Source organism: Streptococcus sp. GP0011 (assembly GCF_030546305.1).
Lineage (GTDB): Bacteria > Bacillota > Bacilli > Lactobacillales > Streptococcaceae > Streptococcus.
The window spans coordinates 26057-43531 of the sequence record NZ_JAUONR010000006.1; the positions used below are offsets into that span (position 1 = coordinate 26057).

Sequence of the window (17475 nt, forward strand, 5' to 3'; positions counted from 1 at the left end):
TGATAGAAAACTCAGTTGGTTACCCCAACTGAGTTTTGAAGTCTAATTTAATCTTTCCAAAGTTCTTTAACTTTTGCTTGTACTTCTGCATTTTCTAGGAATTCATCGTAGGTTTCATCAATACGATCAATGACGCCATTCTTAGACAAAACAATGATATGGTTTGCCAAAGTTTGGATAAACTCGTGGTCATGACTGGCAAAGATGATTGATTCTTTAAAGTTTTTCAATCCATCGTTCAAGCTTGAGATAGATTCCAAGTCCAAGTGATTTGTTGGATCATCAAGTACAAGGACATTTGATTTCAAGAGCATGAGTTTTGAAAGCATGACACGTACTTTTTCTCCCCCTGACAAGACGTTTACAGGTTTGTTAACCTCATCTCCAGAAAAGAGCATACGACCGAGGAAACCACGTAGGAAGGTATTGTCATCTTCTTCTTTACTTGCAAATTGACGCAACCAGTCAAGGATTGACTCTCCTCCTGCAAAATCAGCCGAGTTGTCTTTTGGCAAGTAAGAACGGCTAGTAGTAACTCCCCACTTGACAGTTCCTTCATAGTCGATGTCACCCATAATTGCACGAATTAATGCAGTCGTTTGGATGTCATTTTGTCCAATAAGAGCTGTCTTATCACCTGGACGCAAGATGAAACTAATATTGTCTAGGATAGTTTCGCCATCAATCTTTACAGTTAGATTTTCTACTGTCAAGAGATCATTACCAATCTCACGTTCTGCTTTAAAGTTGATAAATGGGTATTTACGACTAGAAGGAACAATCTCTTCTAATTCAATCTTGTCAAGCATTTTTTTACGAGACGTTGCTTGTCTTGACTTAGAAGCGTTGGCAGAGAAGCGAGCAACGAATTCTTGCAATTGCTTAATTTTTTCTTCTGCCTTGGCATTACGGTCTGCTAGCAATTTAGCAGCGAGTTCAGAAGATTCCTTCCAGAAGTCATAGTTTCCGACATAGAGTTTGATTTTTCCAAAGTCAAGGTCGGCCATGTGTGTACATACTTTGTTTAAGAAGTGACGGTCGTGGGATACTACGATAACGGTGTTATCAAAGTCAATCAAGAAGTCTTCTAGCCAAGTAATAGATTGGATGTCCAACCCGTTGGTCGGCTCGTCCAAGAGAAGAACATCTGGTTTACCAAAAAGTGCTTTAGCAAGGAGAACCTTAACTTTTTCACCATTGGCCAATTCGCTCATGTTTTGATAGTGCAATTCTTCTGGAATGTTTAGATTTTGAAGTAATTGGGATGCTTCACTTTCTGCTTCCCAACCTCCAAGTTCAGCAAATTCACCTTCAAGTTCAGCTGCACGAACACCATCTTCATCGGAAAAATCTTCCTTCATGTAAATGGCATCTTTTTCTTTCATGATGTTGTAAAGTTTTTCATTTCCCATAATGACAACATCAATAACTCGCTCATCTTCATAGTCAAAATGATTTTGACGGAGAACAGAGAGACGTTCATCTGGACCAAGAGAGATGTGACCAGTTGTTGGCTCGATATCACCAGCTAAGATTTTTAAGAATGTAGACTTCCCAGCACCATTAGCACCAATCAATCCGTATGTATTTCCTTCTGTAAATTTGATATTGACATCATCAAAAAGTTTGCGATCACTAAAACGTAGTGAAACATCAGATACTGTAAGCAATGTTTTTCTCCTATAATATGTAATACATTTATTCTACTAGAAAAGAGAGAAATATTCAAATTTTTGTTTGTCAATTTTATGTCAATTAAGTTTACAGGTTTATTTACAATGAGTTAGTTGTTTGATTTAAATAATTTTCTGTTATTTTAACAAAAAAATGCTATAATTGAAGAGACCATTTCGAAGGAGAAAAAAATGACGAAACCCATTATTTTAACAGGAGATCGCCCGACAGGAAAACTGCATATTGGACATTATGTTGGGAGTCTTAAAAATAGAGTATTACTGCAGGAAGAAGACAAGTATGAGATGTTTGTTTTTTTGGCGGACCAACAAGCATTGACAGATCACGCCAAAGATCCTCAAACGATTGTAGAATCGATTGGGAATGTTGCCTTAGATTACCTAGCAGTTGGATTAGATCCAAGTAAATCAACCATCTTTATTCAAAGTCAGATTCCAGAGTTAGCTGAACTGTCTATGTACTATATGAATTTGGTGTCACTAGCTCGTTTGGAACGGAATCCGACAGTAAAAACAGAGATTGCTCAAAAAGGGTTTGGAGAAAGTATTCCGACAGGATTTTTGGTTTATCCGATTGCGCAAGCAGCAGATATTACTGCCTTCAAGGCTAATTATGTTCCTGTTGGGACAGATCAGAAACCAATGATTGAGCAAACTCGCGAGATTGTTCGTTCCTTTAATCATGCTTATAATTGTGAGGTCTTGGTGGAGCCGGAAGGTGTTTATCCAGAAAATGAGAGAGCAGGGCGTTTGCCTGGTTTAGATGGAAATGCTAAAATGTCTAAATCCCTTAATAATGGTATTTATCTAGCAGATGATGCGGATACGTTGCGTAAAAAAGTCATGAGCATGTATACTGATCCGGATCATATTCGAGTGGAGGATCCAGGTAAGATTGAAGGAAACATGGTTTTCCATTATCTAGATGTGTTTGGTCGTCCAGAAGATGCTCAAGAAATTGCGAATATGAAAGAACATTATCAACGTGGTGGTCTTGGTGATGTGAAGACGAAACGTTATCTACTTGAAATATTAGAACGCGAACTTGGTCCTATTCGTGAGCGCCGTATCGAATTTGCTAAGGATATGGGAGAAGTGTACAATATGCTTCAAAAAGGTAGTGAGAAAGCGCGTGAGGTTGCGGGGCAAACTCTATCTGAAGTTAAGGGAGCAATGGGACTAAATTATTTTAAATAATAGATAAAATATGAATCGTAAAACTATCTCTTCCATAGGATCACAGGGATAGTTTTTTTATGATTTCTACCATAAATATAATTGACAAATTTTCATAGAATGGTATGATAGATACAATACAAAAAGAGTCAAGCTCAAAAAGAAAGAAAAGAGGAAACTTGAATGTCTAATTGGGATACTAAATTTTTAAAAAAAGGTTTTACCTTTGATGATGTATTGCTCATTCCAGCAGAAAGTCATGTATTGCCTAATGATGCAGATTTAACAACAAAATTGGCAGATAATCTGACTTTAAATATCCCAATTATAACAGCCGCCATGGATACAGTCACAGAAAGTCAAATGGCTATTGCCATTGCTCGTGCAGGTGGTCTTGGAGTAATCCATAAAAATATGTCTATTGCGCAACAGGCAGATGAAGTTCGCAAGGTAAAACGTTCTGAAAATGGTGTTATTATTGATCCATTCTTCTTGACTCCAGAACACACGATTGCTGAAGCAGATGAACTGATGGGACGTTACCGTATCAGTGGTGTTCCAGTTGTGGAGACACTTGAAAATCGTAAATTGGTTGGTATTCTAACAAATCGAGATCTTCGTTTTATTTCAGATTACAATCAGCCAATCTCAAACCATATGACCAGTGAAAATCTTGTTACTGCTCCTGTTGGTACAGACCTTGCAACAGCTGAAAGCATTCTTCAAGAACACCGTATTGAAAAACTTCCTTTAGTGGATGAAGAAGGTCGTCTTTCTGGCTTGATTACTATTAAGGACATTGAAAAAGTTATTGAGTTTCCAAATGCTGCAAAAGATGAGTTTGGTCGTCTTCTAGTTGCTGGAGCGGTAGGTGTCACTTCAGATACATTTGAACGTGCCGAAGCCCTTTTTGAAGCAGGAGCTGATGCAATTGTTATTGATACTGCTCATGGTCACTCTGCTGGTGTTCTACGTAAAATTGCTGAAATTCGTGCTCATTTCCCAGATCGTACTTTGATTGCTGGAAATATTGCCACTGCAGAAGGTGCGCGTGCTCTTTATGATGCAGGTGTAGATGTTGTCAAAGTCGGTATCGGACCAGGTTCTATCTGTACTACTCGTGTGATTGCAGGGGTTGGTGTCCCACAAGTGACAGCAATCTATGATGCAGCAGCAGTTGCGCGTGAATATGGTAAAACAATCATTGCTGATGGTGGAATCAAGTATTCTGGAGATATTGTAAAAGCCCTTGCTGCAGGTGGTAATGCAGTTATGCTTGGATCAATGTTTGCTGGAACAGACGAAGCGCCAGGTGAAACGGAAATCTTCCAAGGACGTAAGTTTAAGACTTACCGTGGTATGGGATCAATCGCTGCAATGAAGAAAGGTTCAAGTGACCGTTACTTCCAAGGTTCTGTCAATGAAGCAAACAAACTTGTTCCAGAAGGAATTGAAGGACGTGTTGCCTATAAAGGTGCAGCAGCTGATATTGTCTTCCAAATGATTGGTGGTATTCGCTCTGGTATGGGTTACTGTGGTGCAGCTAACCTTAAAGAATTACACGACAACGCTCAATTTATCGAAATGTCAGGTGCTGGTCTCAAAGAAAGCCATCCTCATGATGTACAAATCACTAATGAGGCACCAAACTACTCTATGTAAGAAACAAAAAAAGAACTCCTGAATTTCAGGAGTTCTTTTTGTTTACAAAGGTGTCAATTTCAATTTACAGATATTTTACCGTTTTGGATGTTGAAAATGCTAAGATTTTCTGGCAAGTTTTGTAAGTGGTCTAAACTTGTTGTTGTAATAAAGGTTTGGATAGATTGAGAAATGGTTTCTAGTAATTTTAGTTGCCGTGTATTGTCAAGTTCGCTCATAACATCATCAAGCAGTAGTATCGGAGACTCGTTGGTAATACTTTCCATTAGCTCAATCTCTGCTAGTTTGATAGAAAGTACAAGACTACGATGTTGACCTTGGCTTCCAAAACTAGCATCTATTCCATTGATATAAAAAGCAATGTCATCTCGATGAGGGCCAACTCCAGTATTCTTTTTAAATAAGTCTCTGGATCTGCTTTTCTCCAAAGCAATTTTAAAAGAACTTGTTAGCTGTTCTTCATCAGTGAAGTTGACAGATGATTGATAAGATATTGACAACTCTTCTAATTTATTTGAAATTTCTAAGTGTTTTTTTTGACCAAATTTCTCTAAGTCTTTAATGAATTTTATCCGATGCTTTATAACGCGACAACCATACTCTATTAACTGATCATCTAAGACTGACAGAAATGTTTCATCAATCTTCTGGCTGGATTTTAGGTAGGTATTTCTCTGCTTGAGTATATGGTTGTAGTTTGACAAGTCTGACAAGTAGATTGGTTTAATTTGTCCCAGTTCAATGTCTATAAACTTTCGACGGACAGAAGGTGCTCCCTTAATTAGCTGGAGATCTTCAGGTGCGAAGAGGACAACATTCATATATCCAATGTAGTCTGATAGGCGCGCTTGTTTTAAGTGATTGACCTTAGTCACACGCCCTTTTGGTGTTAAATCAATTTCTAGAGGGATAGAGCTTGTTTTCTTCTGTAGCAAGCCAGAAAGATGGAGTTGCTCGTTATCAAAATGAATGAGATTTTTATCTGTACGAGTCCGATGACTTCGTGTCAAGGCCAAGAAATAGATTGCCTCTAGAATATTGGTTTTTCCTTGTGCATTTTGACCTAGAAAGACATTTAATTTTGGATTGAAATCAATTTTTGCCTCTTTGTAGTTTCGAAAGGTTTTAATTGTTAAATGTTGGAGCCACATGGTTATCTTCCTGGAAAACGTGGAACTTGTTTGGTTTTAGGCGATGAAGAAGTTTTTTGTTTTTCTTTCTTGATACCTTTATTCATCTCTTTGACAAGTTTAGCAATTCGCTCTTTCTCAATCTTATCTGCTTGATACTCTTCTTGCTCTTTTAAACTTGGTTGTGTCAAGGTGATGTCAATCTTTAAATCAGGAATGTCAATCGTATCTCCAATACGGATTTTTTTCCCACGTCTACTTTCTAACTCGCCATTAAAGTAAACTTGATGATCTATTAAAAAGGATTTGATAGCACCACCGCTTTGTATAATTCCAAGCTCTTTTAGGAGGGCTTGGAGCGTAATAAATTCTTCAAATAATTTGTATTCCATAATTCACCTCAATCTTTGGTATTATACCATATTTTCCTTGAAATAGCTGGAGGAAAGTTAGTTGAAATGAAAACGGTTTTACTCTTTAAAGCTATAAAGAGAACAAGAAAAATTTTGATTTTCGTGGTATAATAGAACTCTATATGTAAGGAGGTAAGGTATGGAATTAGTGCCTGGAATTTCAGCACATTTTGTTCAATCCAAAAAGTTTAAAACAAATAAAATCACTATTCGTTTTACTGCTCCCTTATCTCTTGTGACAATAGCAGGACGCATGTTAAGTGCAAGTATGTTGGAGGCGGCAAATCAAGCTTATCCCACATCACAAGCATTTCGCAGATACTTGGCAAGTTTATATGGAACAGATATTTCCACAAGTGCTTATCGTAGGGGACAGGCACATATTCTTGACTTAACATTTACCTACGTGAGGGATGATTTTTTAAGTAAAAAGAATGTCTTGACTTCTCGAATTTTGGAATTAGTGAAACAGACTTTATTTGCTCCCTTAGTTCAAGATGGTGCTTTTGAGCCAGCCCTATTTGAAATTGAAAGAAAACAGTTATTGGCTAGTTTAGCTACTGATATGGATGATTCATTTTATTTTGCTCATAAGGAGTTGGATAGCTTGTTCTTTCATGATGAGCGTCTTCAATTGAGATACAGTGATTTACGAAATAGTATTTCAAATGAGTCTCCGGAAAGTAGCTACACGTGCTTTCAAAATGCTCTGAAAAATGATCGTATTGATTTCTTTTTCTTAGGTGATTTCAACGAAGTAGAAATTACAGAATCACTGAAGTCATTACCCTTTACAGCTAGAGAGAACGGCGTCACTATCCAGTACCATCAATCTTATTCGAATGTTCTACGAGAAGGAATGGTTCAGAGGAATGTTGGGCAATCTATTTTAGAATTAGGCTATCATTCTCCTGTAAAATATGGTGATGATGAGCATTTGCCCATGCTTGTCATGAATGGTCTGTTGGGTGAATTTGCACATTCGAAACTTTTTACAAACGTTCGTGAAAATGCTGGAATAGCCTATACAGTCTCGAGTCAATTGGATTTGTTTAGTGGCCTGTTAAGGATGTATGCGGGTATTGATAGAGAAAATCGAAATCAGGCTAGAAAAATGATGAATCATCAATTGCTAGATCTGAAAAAGGGTAACTTTACAGATTTTGAACTTGAACAAACCAAGGAGATGATTCGACGATCTTTGTTGATGGCTCAAGATAATCAACAGACCTTAGTTGAAAGAGTCTATTTGAATGCTCTATTTGGAAAATCAAGCTTTGACATTGATCGATTGGTGGCAAAATTAGAGAATGTTGGTAAAGAAGCTGTCTGTAAAGCTGCCAACAATTTGAAGTTACAAGCGATTTACTTTATGGAAGGAGTAGAATGACAAAGGTTACTTTTGAAGAAAAATACTATCCTGCTGTAAAGGAAACAGTCTACAAAGCACAATTGTCAAATGGATTGACAGTTTCTTTACTTCCTAAACAAGATTTCAATGAGGTTTATGGGATTGTAACAGTTCAATTTGGTTCTGTAGATGCAACTTATACAAGCTTGGAAAAAGGTTTACGTCATCATCCAGCAGGAATTGCACATTTTCTTGAACATAAATTGTTTGAAAGAGAAAATTCTGAGGATATAATGGCTGCTTTTACTCGATTAGGTGCGGACAGTAATGCCTTTACAAGCTTTACTAAGACCAGCTATCTTTTTTCAACAATTGACCATCTATTAGAGAATTTAGATTTGCTAGATGAGTTAGTCGGAGATGTTCATTTTACAGAAGAGTCTGTTTTTAGGGAACAGGCTATTATCCAGCAAGAACGAGAAATGTACCAAGATGATCCAGATTCACGTTTGTTTTTTGCAACATTAGCCAACCTTTATCCTGATACTCCTTTAGCGACAGATATAGTTGGAAGTGAAAAATCAATTTCTGAGATTCAAGTTTCAAATTTAAAAGAGAATTTTACAGAGTTTTACAAACCTGTCAACATGTCACTGTTTTTAGTTGGAAATATTGATGTGGAAGTTGTTGAGGAATACTTTTCGAAAAAGGGAAAGGAAGTTTCAAACCAGTTTACAGTTTCAAAAGAGCAACTCCTTTTGCAGCCTGTGAAGCAAACAGATAGTCTTCGGATGGAAGTTTCTTCACCCAAACTTGCTGTTGCTATTAGAGGAACTGGTCAAATAACGGAAGAGGAGTCTTATCGTTACAACATTTTATTGAAATTGCTATTTACGATGATGTTTGGCTGGACCTCGGATCGTTTTCAAAGGTTATATGAGTCTGGGAAGTTAGACGCGTCATTGTCACTTGAGGTTGAAGTCAATATTCGCTTTCATTTTGTGATACTGACAATGGACACCAAAGAGCCTGTTTCTCTGTCACATCAATTTCGTAAAGCGATTCGTCAGTTTAGTAATGATGCGGATATTACCGAGGAACATTTAGATCTTGTTAAGAGTGAGATGTTTGGGGAGTTTTTCAGTAGCATGAACTCCTTGGAATTTATTGCAACTCAATACGATCCGATGGATCGCGGAGAAACAATTTTTGATTTTCCGAAAATTTTACAGGAAATTACTTTGGAGGATGTTCTAGAAGCTGGACATCGTTTGATTGATAATGGTGATCTAGTTGATTTTACAATCTTTCCAGCTTAAAAGATGACTAATACTAGAAAGAAGGAATGGTACGTATGAGAAAAAAAACAATTGGCGAGGTTCTACGTTTAGCTAGAATTAACCAGGGATTGAGTCTGGAAGAATTACAGGAAAAAACTGAAATTCAGTTGCATTTTCTAGAAGCTATGGAGGCAGATGATTTTGATCAACTTCCTAGTACCTTCTATGCTCGTTCTTTTTTAAGAAAATATGCCTGGGCAGTAGAGTTAGATGAAAGAATTGTCTTGGATGCCTATGATTCAGGTAGTATGATCACTTATGAAGAGGTAGATGTCGATGAAGAAGATTTGTCTGGTCGCAGACGATCAAATAAGAAAAAAACGTCTTATCTCCCCTTGTTTTATTTCGTTCTATTCGCTTTGTCAATTTTAATTTTTGTCACTTACTATGTTTGGAACTACATCCAAACTCAGCCAAGTCCTTCTTCAGCTAATTATAGTGTTGTGAGTTCAACTAGTTCCACAACCTCATCTAGTTCATCTTCTAGTAGTCAGACGTCTAGCTCGTCTTCTACTACGGAATCAACTATTACAGTGTCAGGCGAAGGAAACCGCATTGAAGCTCGGTATAAAACGAGTAAGGAAATCGCTACTGTTCAACTGGCAGTATCAGATGAAACTAGTTGGGTAAGTGTTTCAGGAAGTGAGCTGGAGGGTGGTGTGACACTATCCGCAGACAATAAGAATGCAAAAACAACAGTTTCAACTAAGAACCCCGTTACCATTACTTTAGGTGTAGTGAAGGGAGTTACTGTGACTGTGGACAATCAAACGATTGACACCTCGAAGCTGACAACTCAGACTGGAACTGTGACACTTACATTTACTACAGATTAAGGAAAAATCAATGAAAAAAGAACAAATTCCTAATGTATTAACTATTGGTAGAATTCTCTTCATACCTCTCTTTATTCTTATTTTGACTTTGGGCCATTCACAAGGCAGTCACCTGCTGGCAGCAATCATATTTGCAGTTGCTAGTATAACGGATTATCTTGATGGTTACCTTGCTCGTAAATGGAATGTAGTCAGCAACTTTGGAAAGTTTGCGGATCCGATGGCCGATAAGCTGTTGGTTATGTCAGCTTTTATCATGTTGATTGAGTTAGGTATGGCTCCAGCTTGGGTTGTTGCTATTATCATCTGTCGTGAACTTGCGGTGACAGGCTTGCGTTTGTTGCTTGTTGAGACGGGAGGGACAGTTCTAGCAGCAGCGATGCCAGGGAAAATCAAGACCTTTAGTCAGATGTTTGCCATTATCTTTTTGCTCTTACATTGGAATTTAATTGGTCAGCTGTTGCTTTATATCGCTTTGTTTTTCACTATCTACTCTGGTTATGATTATTTCAAGGGTAGCGCTCATGTATTCAAAGGGACATTTGGTTCGAAATGAAATCGATTATTGAAGTAAAAGATCTGTCTTTTCGTTACAAGGAAGACCAGGATCATTATGACGTTAATAATATCTCGTTTCACGTGAAACGGGGAGAATGGCTTTCGATTGTAGGTCATAATGGGAGTGGAAAATCGACAACTATCCGTTTGATTGATGGCTTGCTTGAAGCAGAGTCTGGGGAAATCTGGATAGATGGCCAATTGCTGTCCTCTGAGAACGTTTGGGACTTACGCCGTCAAATTGGTATGGTTTTTCAAAATCCAGATAACCAATTTGTGGGGGCAACTGTTGAAGATGATGTCGCCTTTGGTTTAGAAAACCAGGGACTTCCTCGTGAAGAAATGAAGAAGAGAGTGGCTGAATCTTTGGAGTTGGTAGGTATGCTAGACTTTAAGAAGAGAGAACCAGCTCGTTTATCTGGTGGACAAAAACAGCGTGTGGCTATTGCGGGAGTTGTTGCCCTGAGACCAGCTATTTTGATTTTGGATGAGGCTACAAGTATGTTGGACCCCGAGGGACGAAGAGAACTGATTCAGACAGTTCAAGAGATTCGAAAAGATCACCAGATGACAGTCGTCTCCATTACACATGACTTAGAAGAAGTTGCGATGAGTGATCGTGTCTTGGTCATGAAAAAAGGCCAAGTGGAGTCAACCAGCAGCCCAAGAGAACTTTTTTCTCGGGATGACCTTGACCAGATAGGGTTAGATGAGCCTTTTACTAATCAATTGAGAGAATCTTTGAGAGAGACTGGTTATCAGTTGCCGGATGGCTATTTGACAGAAGGAGAGCTAGAGGACAAGTTATGGGAATTACTCTAGAAAATGTGAGCTTTACCTATCAAGAGGGGACTCCCCTATCTTCATCAGCCTTGACTGATGTTTCTTTGACGATTGAGGATGGTTCCTATACAGCTTTAGTAGGGCACACAGGTAGTGGGAAATCAACGATTTTACAGCTTTTAAATGGCCTATTGGTACCAAGTAAGGGTTCTGTTCGAGTTTTTGATACCGTCATTACCCCTACATCAACCAATAAAGAAATTCGTCAGATTCGAAAGCAAGTTGGTCTAGTGTTTCAATTTGCTGAAAATCAGATTTTCGAAGAGACTGTTTTGAAAGATGTTGCATTTGGACCGCAAAATTTTGGAGTTTCTGAGGAAGAGGCCAAGAAAATTGCGCGTGAAAAGTTAGCCTTGGTAGGCATCGATGAGTCACTCTTTGAGCGCAGTCCTTTTGAACTTTCGGGTGGCCAAATGAGACGTGTGGCTATAGCAGGTATGCTAGCCATGGAGCCAACTGTCTTGGTTTTGGATGAGCCTACAGCTGGACTAGATCCTCTGGGCAGAAAAGAACTGATGACCTTGTTTAAAAAACTCCACCTTTCTGGAATGACAATCGTTCTGGTAACGCATTTGATGGATGACGTAGCTGCATATGCTGATCAGGTCTATGTTATGGAAAAGGGGCGTTTGGTCAAAAGTGGCAAACCGAGCGAAGTTTTCCAAGATGTAGCCTCTATGGAAAAGGTGCAGTTAGGTGTGCCTAAAATAACTGCCTTTTGTAAACGTTTGGCAGATAGAGGTGTAGCTTTTAAAAAATTGCCAATCAAGATAGAGGAGTTTAAGGAGTCGCTAAATGGATAGTATGATTTTAGGGCGTTATATACCGGGGGATTCCATTATTCATCGCTTGGATCCACGTAGTAAATTGCTTGCCATGATCCTGTTGATTTTGATTGTATTTTGGGCTAATAATCCCCTCACCAATCTCATTTTGTTTGTAGCGACAGGTATATTTATCGCATTATCGGGCGTTTCTCTCTCATTTTTCGTTCAGGGATTAAAATCCATGTTCTTCTTGATCGCCTTTACGACTCTTTTTCAGCTCTTTTTCATTTCAAGTGGAAATGTCCTATTTGAGTTTTCTTTTATAAGAATAACGGATTATGCTTTGCAACAAGCAGGAATCATTTTCTGTCGTTTTGTGTTGATTATTTTCTTTTCAACCTTGCTAACATTAACGACCATGCCTTTGAGTCTGGCAGCTGCAGTTGAAGCTCTTTTAGCACCGCTGAAACGCGTGAAAGTTCCCGTTCATGAAATTGGCCTCATGTTATCAATGAGTTTGCGTTTTGTTCCAACATTGATGGATGACACGACGAGAATTATGAATGCTCAAAAAGCTCGTGGAGTTGACTTTGGCGAAGGTAGCATCGTTCAAAAAGTAAAGGCTATGATTCCAATTTTAATTCCTCTTTTTGCGACGAGCTTAAAGCGTGCAGATTCATTGGCAATAGCCATGGAAGCGCGTGGTTATCAGGGAGGAAAGGGTAGAAGTCAGTATAGACAGTTGAGATGGAGTCAAAAGGATACACTGGCAATTCTTGTGATTTTGGTACTGGGATGTTTCTTATTTGTCTTAAAATCTTAGTAGGTTTGTAGGATTGATAAGAAGCTCACAGTAGCAGGTTTTTAGTATAAAGGTAGGAATATGAACCGTTTTAAAAAATCAAAATATCTAATCATCGTTTTTGTCACAGTTTTGGCAGTTTCTGTTCTATTAGTGACAACCTATTCAAGCGCTATTGTGACGAAACTAGGAGATGGGATTTCCTTCGTAGATAGAATTGTTCAAAAACCCTTTCAGTGGTTTGATACTTTCAAATCGGATTTGGGACATTTGACGCAGACTTACAATGAAAATGAGAGTCTAAAGAAACAGCTCTATCAACTAGAGGTGGAGTCTAATCAATCAGAAAGTTTAAAAAATGAAAATGAACAACTACGTCAGTTGCTGGATATGAAGTCAAAATTGCAGGCAACAAAAACCATTGCAGCAGATGTGATTATGCGAGTTCCAGTATCTTGGAAACAAGAGTTAACAATTGATGCGGGAAGTTCAAAAGGAGCTTCTGAAAATATGTTGGCCATTGCAAACGGGGGTTTGATTGGTAGTGTTTCAAAGGTGGAGGATCATTCAACAACGATCAACCTATTGACAAACACCGAAAATTCAGACAAAATTTCTGTTAAAATCCTGCATGGCTCTACTGAAATTTACGGGATTATCGTTGGTTATGATAAGGAATCTGAACTGCTTAAAATTAGTCAATTAAACAGCAACAGCGACATTAGTGCGGGAGACAAGGTGACTACAGGGGGGCTCGGAAACTTTAATGTTAAGGATATCCCTGTTGGAGAGGTTGTTGCTACAACACACAGCAGTGATTATCTAACAAAGGAAGTAACAGTCAAGTTAAGTGCTGACACCAAAAATCTTCATGTGGTAGAGTTAGTGGGGAATTAGCAATGAGACTGTTAAAACAAATTGGTATTTTCTTTTTACTCCCTTTTGTCTTACTAATTGATGCACATATTGGACAATTAGCGGGATCCTTCTTCCCTCACTTTCATTTAGCAAGTCATTTTCTGTTTTTATTTCTCTTGTTTGAGACAATTGAGGTTTCAGAATATCTCTATCTAGCTTATTGCGGTATAGTGGGTTTAGTGTACGATATCTATTTTTTCCACTTGATAGGAATTGCAACACTTCTATTTATCTTGATAGGAGCTTCGCTCCATAAATTTAATAGTGTAATTTTGCTAAACCGTTGGACAAGAATGTTAACAATAGTTGTGATGAGTTTCCTATTTGATATGGGGAGTTATCTTCTTGCTTTGGCTGTGGGATTGACGGTAGATTCTATGCCAGTCTTCATTGTCTATAGTCTTGTCCCATCAATGATTCTGAACTTCTTATGGATGGTGATTTTCCAATATATTTTTGAAAAATGTTATCTATAAGAAAGAAATAAAAATGTAACAAAGGCGTAATATTTATTATGTCTTTTTTTGGTATACTAGTAATGTCTTAAATAGAAGGAGTATCTACACAATATGAAGAAAAAAATCTTAGCGTCACTTTTATTAAGTACAGTATTGGTTTCACAAGCGGCGGTATTAACAACTGTTCATGCTGAAACAACTGATGAAAAGATTGCTGCTCAAGATAGTAAGATTAGTAATTTGACATCTCAACAAAAAGAAGCTCAAAAACAAGTAGATGAAATCCAAACGCAAGTTACAGCTATCCAAACTCAACAAACGAACTTGGAAGCTGAGAACGAAACTCTACAAGCTGAATCTAAAAAACTTGAAGGAGAAATTACAGAGCTTTCTAAGAACATTGTTGCTCGTAATGAATCTTTGGAGAAACAAGCACGTAGCGCACAAACAAACGGTGCTGCAACTAGCTATATCAATACAATTGTAAACTCAAAATCAATTACAGAAGCTATTTCACGTGTTGCAGCAATGAGCGAGATTGTATCAGCTAACAACAAAATGTTGGAACAACAGAAAGCTGATAAGAAATCTATCGCTGAAAAACAGGTTGCAAATAATGAAGCAATCAACACTGTCATTGCGAACCAACAAACGCTTGCTGACGATGCACAAGCATTGACAACAAAACAAGCAGAGTTGAAAGTTGCTGAGTTAAACCTTGCTGCAGAGAAAGCTACTGCAGAAAGCGATAAAGCTACTTTATTGGAACAAAAAGCAGCAGCAGAGGCAGAAGCAAAAGCAGCAGCTGAAGCAGAAGCGGCTTATAAAGCACGTCAAACAAGCCAACAACAATCGGTTGTTGCTTCTGGAAATACAACACTTTCAGATCAAGTGCAAGCGACTTCAAGCTCTTCATCAGATGATGATTCAAGCTACACTCCAGCGCCTGCACCAACTCCAACAAGACAGCGTCCAACATACAGTACGAATGCTTCAAGTTATCCAACTGGAGAATGTACTTGGGGAGCTAAAACATTAGCACCTTGGGCTGGAGATTACTGGGGTAACGGAGCGCAGTGGGCTACAAGTGCAGCAGCTGCAGGATTCCGTACTGGATCAACTCCACAAGTTGGTGCGATTGCATGTTGGAATGACGGTGGATATGGACACGTAGCGGTTGTTACAGCAGTTTCATCGTCAACTAGCATTCAAGTATCAGAATCAAACTATGGTGGAGATCGTACAATCGGTAACAAACGTGGATGGTTCAACCCAACTACAACTTCTGAAGGTTACGTAACATATATCTATCCAAACTAATGAATGAAACGAAGAGGCTCGATGTGAGTCTCTTTTATTATTTTTTATCGAAAGCAAGGCCGAAATCTATTTAAACCACTTGAAAATATCGCTAAAATGTGATAAAATGAAACTTGTCGTGTAAACGATAATACTCATTCTGGATGAATTGTGAAACTGTTGCCCTCGGGTCGTTTTGCAAGTTGAAGTCGAGGAGAGGAAAAAAACAAAAAGGAGAAATACTCATGGCAGTAATTTCAATGAAACAACTTCTTGAGGCTGGTGTACACTTTGGTCACCAAACTCGTCGCTGGAACCCTAAGATGGCTAAGTACATCTTCACTGAGCGTAACGGAATCCACGTTATCGACTTGCAACAAACTGTAAAATACGCTGACCAAGCATACGACTTTATGCGTGATGCTGCAGCTAACGATGCAGTTGTATTGTTTGTTGGTACTAAAAAACAAGCTGCTGACGCTGTTAAAGAAGAAGCAGAACGTTCAGGTCAATACTACATCAACCACCGTTGGTTGGGTGGAACTCTTACTAACTGGGGAACTATCCAAAAACGTATCGCTCGTTTGAAAGAAATCAAACGTATGGAAGAAGAAGGAATCTTCGACGTTCTTCCTAAGAAAGAAGTTGCACTTCTTAACAAACAACGTGCACGTCTTGAAAAATTCTTGGGTGGTATCGAAGACATGCCTCGTATCCCAGATGTAATGTACGTAGTTGACCCACATAAAGAACAAATCGCTGTTAAAGAAGCTAAAAAATTGGGTATCCCAGTTGTAGCGATGGTTGACACAAACACTGATCCAGACGATATCGATGTAATCATCCCAGCTAACGATGACGCTATCCGCGCTGTTAAATTGATCACAGCTAAATTGGCTGACGCTATCATCGAAGGACGTCAAGGTGAAGATGCAGCAGCAGTTGAAGCAGAATTTGCAGCTTCAGAAGCTCAAGCAGACTCAATCGAAGAAATCGTTGAAGTTGTAGAAGGCGACAACGCTTAATTCATATAAATAGTAATTACCTAGGAGGGCGGGGCCTAGCCCAGCTCTCCTATTTTTAAAAAATATAGGAGAATCAAAATGGCAGAAATTACAGCTAAACTTGTAAAAGAGTTGCGTGAAAAATCTGGTGCCGGTGTTATGGACGCTAAAAAAGCGCTTGTAGAAACAGACGGTGACATCGAAAAAGCGATTGAATTGCTTCGCGAAAAAGGTATGGCGAAGGCAGCTAAGAAAGCTGACCGCGTTGCTGCAGAAGGTTTGACTGGTGTATTTGTTAATGGTAACGTTGCAGCAGTAGTTGAAGTAAATGCTGAAACTGACTTCGTTGCGAAAAACGCTCAATTCGTTGACTTGGTAAACGCAACAGCTAAAGTAATTGCTGAAGGAAAACCAGCGAACAACGAAGAAGCTCTTGCTTTGACAATGCCTTCAGGTGAAACTCTTGAAGCTGCATATGTATCTGCAACAGCTACAATCGGTGAAAAAATCTCATTCCGTCGTTTTGCTTTGCTTGAAAAAACAGATGCGCAACACTTTGGAGCATACCAACACAATGGTGGACGTATCGGTGTTATCTCTGTAATCGAAGGTGGAGACGAAGCGCTTGCTAAACAAATCTCAATGCACATTGCTGCGATGAAACCAACAGTTCTTTCTTACAAAGAATTGGATGAGCAATTCGTTAAAGATGAGTTGGCACAATTGAACCACGTAATCGATCAAGATAACGAAAGCCGTGCAATGGTTGGTAAACCAGCTCTTCCACACTTGAAGTATGGATCAAAAGCACAATTGACTGATGAAGTGATTGCTCAAGCTGAAGCTGATATCAAAGCTGAGTTGGCTGCAGAAGGCAAACCAGAAAAAATCTGGGACAAAATCATCCCAGGTAAAATGGACCGCTTCATGCTTGACAACACTAAAGTTGACCAAGCCTACACACTTCTTGCACAAGTATACATCATGGATGACAGCAAGACAGTTGAAGCTTACCTTGAATCAGTAAATGCTTCAGTAGTTGAGTTCGCTCGCTTTGAAGTTGGTGAAGGTATTGAGAAAGCTGCAAACGACTTTGAAGCAGAAGTTGCAGCTACAATGGCAGCAGCCTTGAATAACTAATAGAAAAGGAAGCAAATTGCTTCCTTTTTCTTTTTGTCTAGAGAGTAGATTCTGTATGAGTAAACAAAAAGCCCTTTAATAAGG

The 17475-nt window shown here is 38.7% G+C and carries 17 protein-coding genes; 14 read left to right on the forward strand and 3 right to left on the reverse strand.

The features are described from left to right. Positions 1 to 47 precede the first annotated feature (47 nt). On the reverse strand, positions 48 to 1670 hold the full coding sequence (locus Q4443_RS07415; RefSeq protein WP_000958793.1) for an ATP-binding cassette domain-containing protein: 1623 nt from the start codon (positions 1668 to 1670) through the stop codon (positions 48 to 50). Positions 1671 to 1865: 195 nt separating this feature from the next. Here Q4443_RS07415 and trpS point away from each other — a divergent pair, with 195 nt between their 5' ends. Both trpS and guaB read left to right on the forward strand, forming a co-directional pair. After that, entirely contained in the window at positions 1866 to 2891 is a 1026-nt protein-coding gene (trpS, locus tag Q4443_RS07420) for a tryptophan--tRNA ligase (RefSeq protein ID WP_049518870.1), read from the forward strand. 162 nt (positions 2892 to 3053) lie between these two features. Beyond that, positions 3054 to 4532 carry an IMP dehydrogenase gene (gene guaB / locus Q4443_RS07425; RefSeq protein ID WP_000073416.1) on the forward strand — a complete coding sequence of 493 codons (1479 nt, stop codon included), beginning with the start codon at positions 3054 to 3056 and terminating at the stop codon, positions 4530 to 4532. Between the two features lie 59 nt (positions 4533 to 4591). On the opposite strand, the gene recF is transcribed toward guaB, so the two are convergent. Both recF and yaaA read right to left on the reverse strand, forming a co-directional pair. Next, positions 4592 to 5683 (reverse strand): DNA replication/repair protein RecF, encoded by a 1092-nt coding sequence (recF, locus tag Q4443_RS07430; protein ID WP_049518869.1) that lies wholly within the window; start codon positions 5681 to 5683, stop codon positions 4592 to 4594. 2 nt (positions 5684 to 5685) lie between these two features. Continuing rightward, a complete protein-coding gene (gene yaaA, locus Q4443_RS07435; RefSeq protein ID WP_000455876.1) occupies positions 5686 to 6054 on the reverse strand; it encodes a S4 domain-containing protein YaaA in 369 nt (122 codons plus the stop codon). A gap of 160 nt (positions 6055 to 6214) precedes the next feature. On the opposite strand from yaaA, the gene Q4443_RS07440 reads away from it, so the two are divergent. From Q4443_RS07440 to tsf, 12 genes are all read left to right on the forward strand, one after another. Beyond that, on the forward strand, positions 6215 to 7465 hold the full coding sequence (locus tag Q4443_RS07440; protein WP_049518868.1) for a pitrilysin family protein: 1251 nt from the start codon (positions 6215 to 6217) through the stop codon (positions 7463 to 7465). Then, a complete protein-coding gene (locus Q4443_RS07445) occupies positions 7462 to 8745 on the forward strand; it encodes a pitrilysin family protein (protein ID WP_049518867.1) in 1284 nt (427 codons plus the stop codon). Before Q4443_RS07440 ends, Q4443_RS07445 begins: the two co-directional genes overlap by 4 nt. 35 nt (positions 8746 to 8780) lie before the next feature. Next, positions 8781 to 9602, forward strand: a complete 822-nt coding sequence (rodZ, locus tag Q4443_RS07450; protein ID WP_049479387.1) for a cytoskeleton protein RodZ — start codon at positions 8781 to 8783, stop codon at positions 9600 to 9602. Between the two features lie 10 nt (positions 9603 to 9612). Next, positions 9613 to 10158 (forward strand): CDP-diacylglycerol--glycerol-3-phosphate 3-phosphatidyltransferase, encoded by a 546-nt coding sequence (pgsA, locus tag Q4443_RS07455; RefSeq protein WP_000712149.1) that lies wholly within the window; start codon positions 9613 to 9615, stop codon positions 10156 to 10158. Beyond that, on the forward strand, positions 10155 to 10982 hold the full coding sequence (locus tag Q4443_RS07460; RefSeq protein ID WP_049479388.1) for an energy-coupling factor ABC transporter ATP-binding protein: 828 nt from the start codon (positions 10155 to 10157) through the stop codon (positions 10980 to 10982). The genes pgsA and Q4443_RS07460 overlap by 4 nt, the downstream gene beginning before the upstream one ends. Further along, entirely contained in the window at positions 10967 to 11806 is an 840-nt protein-coding gene (locus Q4443_RS07465; RefSeq protein ID WP_049479389.1) for an energy-coupling factor transporter ATPase, read from the forward strand. Before Q4443_RS07460 ends, Q4443_RS07465 begins: the two co-directional genes overlap by 16 nt. After that, positions 11799 to 12593, forward strand: coding sequence for an energy-coupling factor transporter transmembrane protein EcfT (locus tag Q4443_RS07470; RefSeq protein ID WP_049479390.1), 795 nt, complete (start codon positions 11799 to 11801; stop codon positions 12591 to 12593). Before Q4443_RS07465 ends, Q4443_RS07470 begins: the two co-directional genes overlap by 8 nt. A 60-nt stretch (positions 12594 to 12653) precedes the next feature. Then, the gene (mreC, locus tag Q4443_RS07475) at positions 12654 to 13469 is read left to right on the forward strand and encodes a rod shape-determining protein MreC (RefSeq protein WP_049479391.1); all 816 of its coding nucleotides are present in this window, start codon (positions 12654 to 12656) and stop codon (positions 13467 to 13469) included. A gap of 2 nt (positions 13470 to 13471) precedes the next feature. Continuing rightward, positions 13472 to 13966, forward strand: a complete 495-nt coding sequence (gene mreD, locus Q4443_RS07480) for a rod shape-determining protein MreD (RefSeq protein ID WP_049479392.1) — start codon at positions 13472 to 13474, stop codon at positions 13964 to 13966. A 93-nt stretch (positions 13967 to 14059) separates the two neighbouring features. Further along, a complete protein-coding gene (gene pcsB / locus Q4443_RS07485) occupies positions 14060 to 15268 on the forward strand; it encodes a peptidoglycan hydrolase PcsB (RefSeq protein WP_000726991.1) in 1209 nt (402 codons plus the stop codon). Positions 15269 to 15492: 224 nt separating this feature from the next. Continuing rightward, entirely contained in the window at positions 15493 to 16272 is a 780-nt protein-coding gene (gene rpsB, locus Q4443_RS07490) for a 30S ribosomal protein S2 (protein ID WP_000268475.1), read from the forward strand. Positions 16273 to 16350: 78 nt separating this feature from the next. Next, the gene (tsf, locus tag Q4443_RS07495; protein ID WP_000808059.1) at positions 16351 to 17391 is read left to right on the forward strand and encodes a translation elongation factor Ts; all 1041 of its coding nucleotides are present in this window, start codon (positions 16351 to 16353) and stop codon (positions 17389 to 17391) included. Positions 17392 to 17475 lie beyond the last annotated feature (84 nt).

What these genes read in the sequence shown, in the direction of transcription:
- trpS (WP_049518870.1), top strand. Translation starts at nt 1,866, where the DNA reads ATGACGAAACCCATTATTTTAACAGGAGATCGCCCGACAGGAAAACTG.
- guaB (WP_000073416.1), top strand. Translation starts at nt 3,054, where the DNA reads ATGTCTAATTGGGATACTAAATTTTTAAAAAAAGGTTTTACCTTTGAT.
- recF (WP_049518869.1), bottom strand. Translation starts at nt 5,683, where the DNA reads ATGTGGCTCCAACATTTAACAATTAAAACCTTTCGAAACTACAAAGAG.
- yaaA (WP_000455876.1), bottom strand. Translation starts at nt 6,054, where the DNA reads ATGGAATACAAATTATTTGAAGAATTTATTACGCTCCAAGCCCTCCTA.
- Q4443_RS07440 (WP_049518868.1), top strand. Translation starts at nt 6,215, where the DNA reads ATGGAATTAGTGCCTGGAATTTCAGCACATTTTGTTCAATCCAAAAAG.
- Q4443_RS07445 (WP_049518867.1), top strand. Translation starts at nt 7,462, where the DNA reads ATGACAAAGGTTACTTTTGAAGAAAAATACTATCCTGCTGTAAAGGAA.
- rodZ (WP_049479387.1), top strand. Translation starts at nt 8,781, where the DNA reads ATGAGAAAAAAAACAATTGGCGAGGTTCTACGTTTAGCTAGAATTAAC.
- pgsA (WP_000712149.1), top strand. Translation starts at nt 9,613, where the DNA reads ATGAAAAAAGAACAAATTCCTAATGTATTAACTATTGGTAGAATTCTC.
- Q4443_RS07460 (WP_049479388.1), top strand. Translation starts at nt 10,155, where the DNA reads ATGAAATCGATTATTGAAGTAAAAGATCTGTCTTTTCGTTACAAGGAA.
- Q4443_RS07465 (WP_049479389.1), top strand. Translation starts at nt 10,967, where the DNA reads ATGGGAATTACTCTAGAAAATGTGAGCTTTACCTATCAAGAGGGGACT.
- Q4443_RS07470 (WP_049479390.1), top strand. Translation starts at nt 11,799, where the DNA reads ATGGATAGTATGATTTTAGGGCGTTATATACCGGGGGATTCCATTATT.
- mreC (WP_049479391.1), top strand. Translation starts at nt 12,654, where the DNA reads ATGAACCGTTTTAAAAAATCAAAATATCTAATCATCGTTTTTGTCACA.
- mreD (WP_049479392.1), top strand. Translation starts at nt 13,472, where the DNA reads ATGAGACTGTTAAAACAAATTGGTATTTTCTTTTTACTCCCTTTTGTC.
- pcsB (WP_000726991.1), top strand. Translation starts at nt 14,060, where the DNA reads ATGAAGAAAAAAATCTTAGCGTCACTTTTATTAAGTACAGTATTGGTT.
- rpsB (WP_000268475.1), top strand. Translation starts at nt 15,493, where the DNA reads ATGGCAGTAATTTCAATGAAACAACTTCTTGAGGCTGGTGTACACTTT.
- tsf (WP_000808059.1), top strand. Translation starts at nt 16,351, where the DNA reads ATGGCAGAAATTACAGCTAAACTTGTAAAAGAGTTGCGTGAAAAATCT.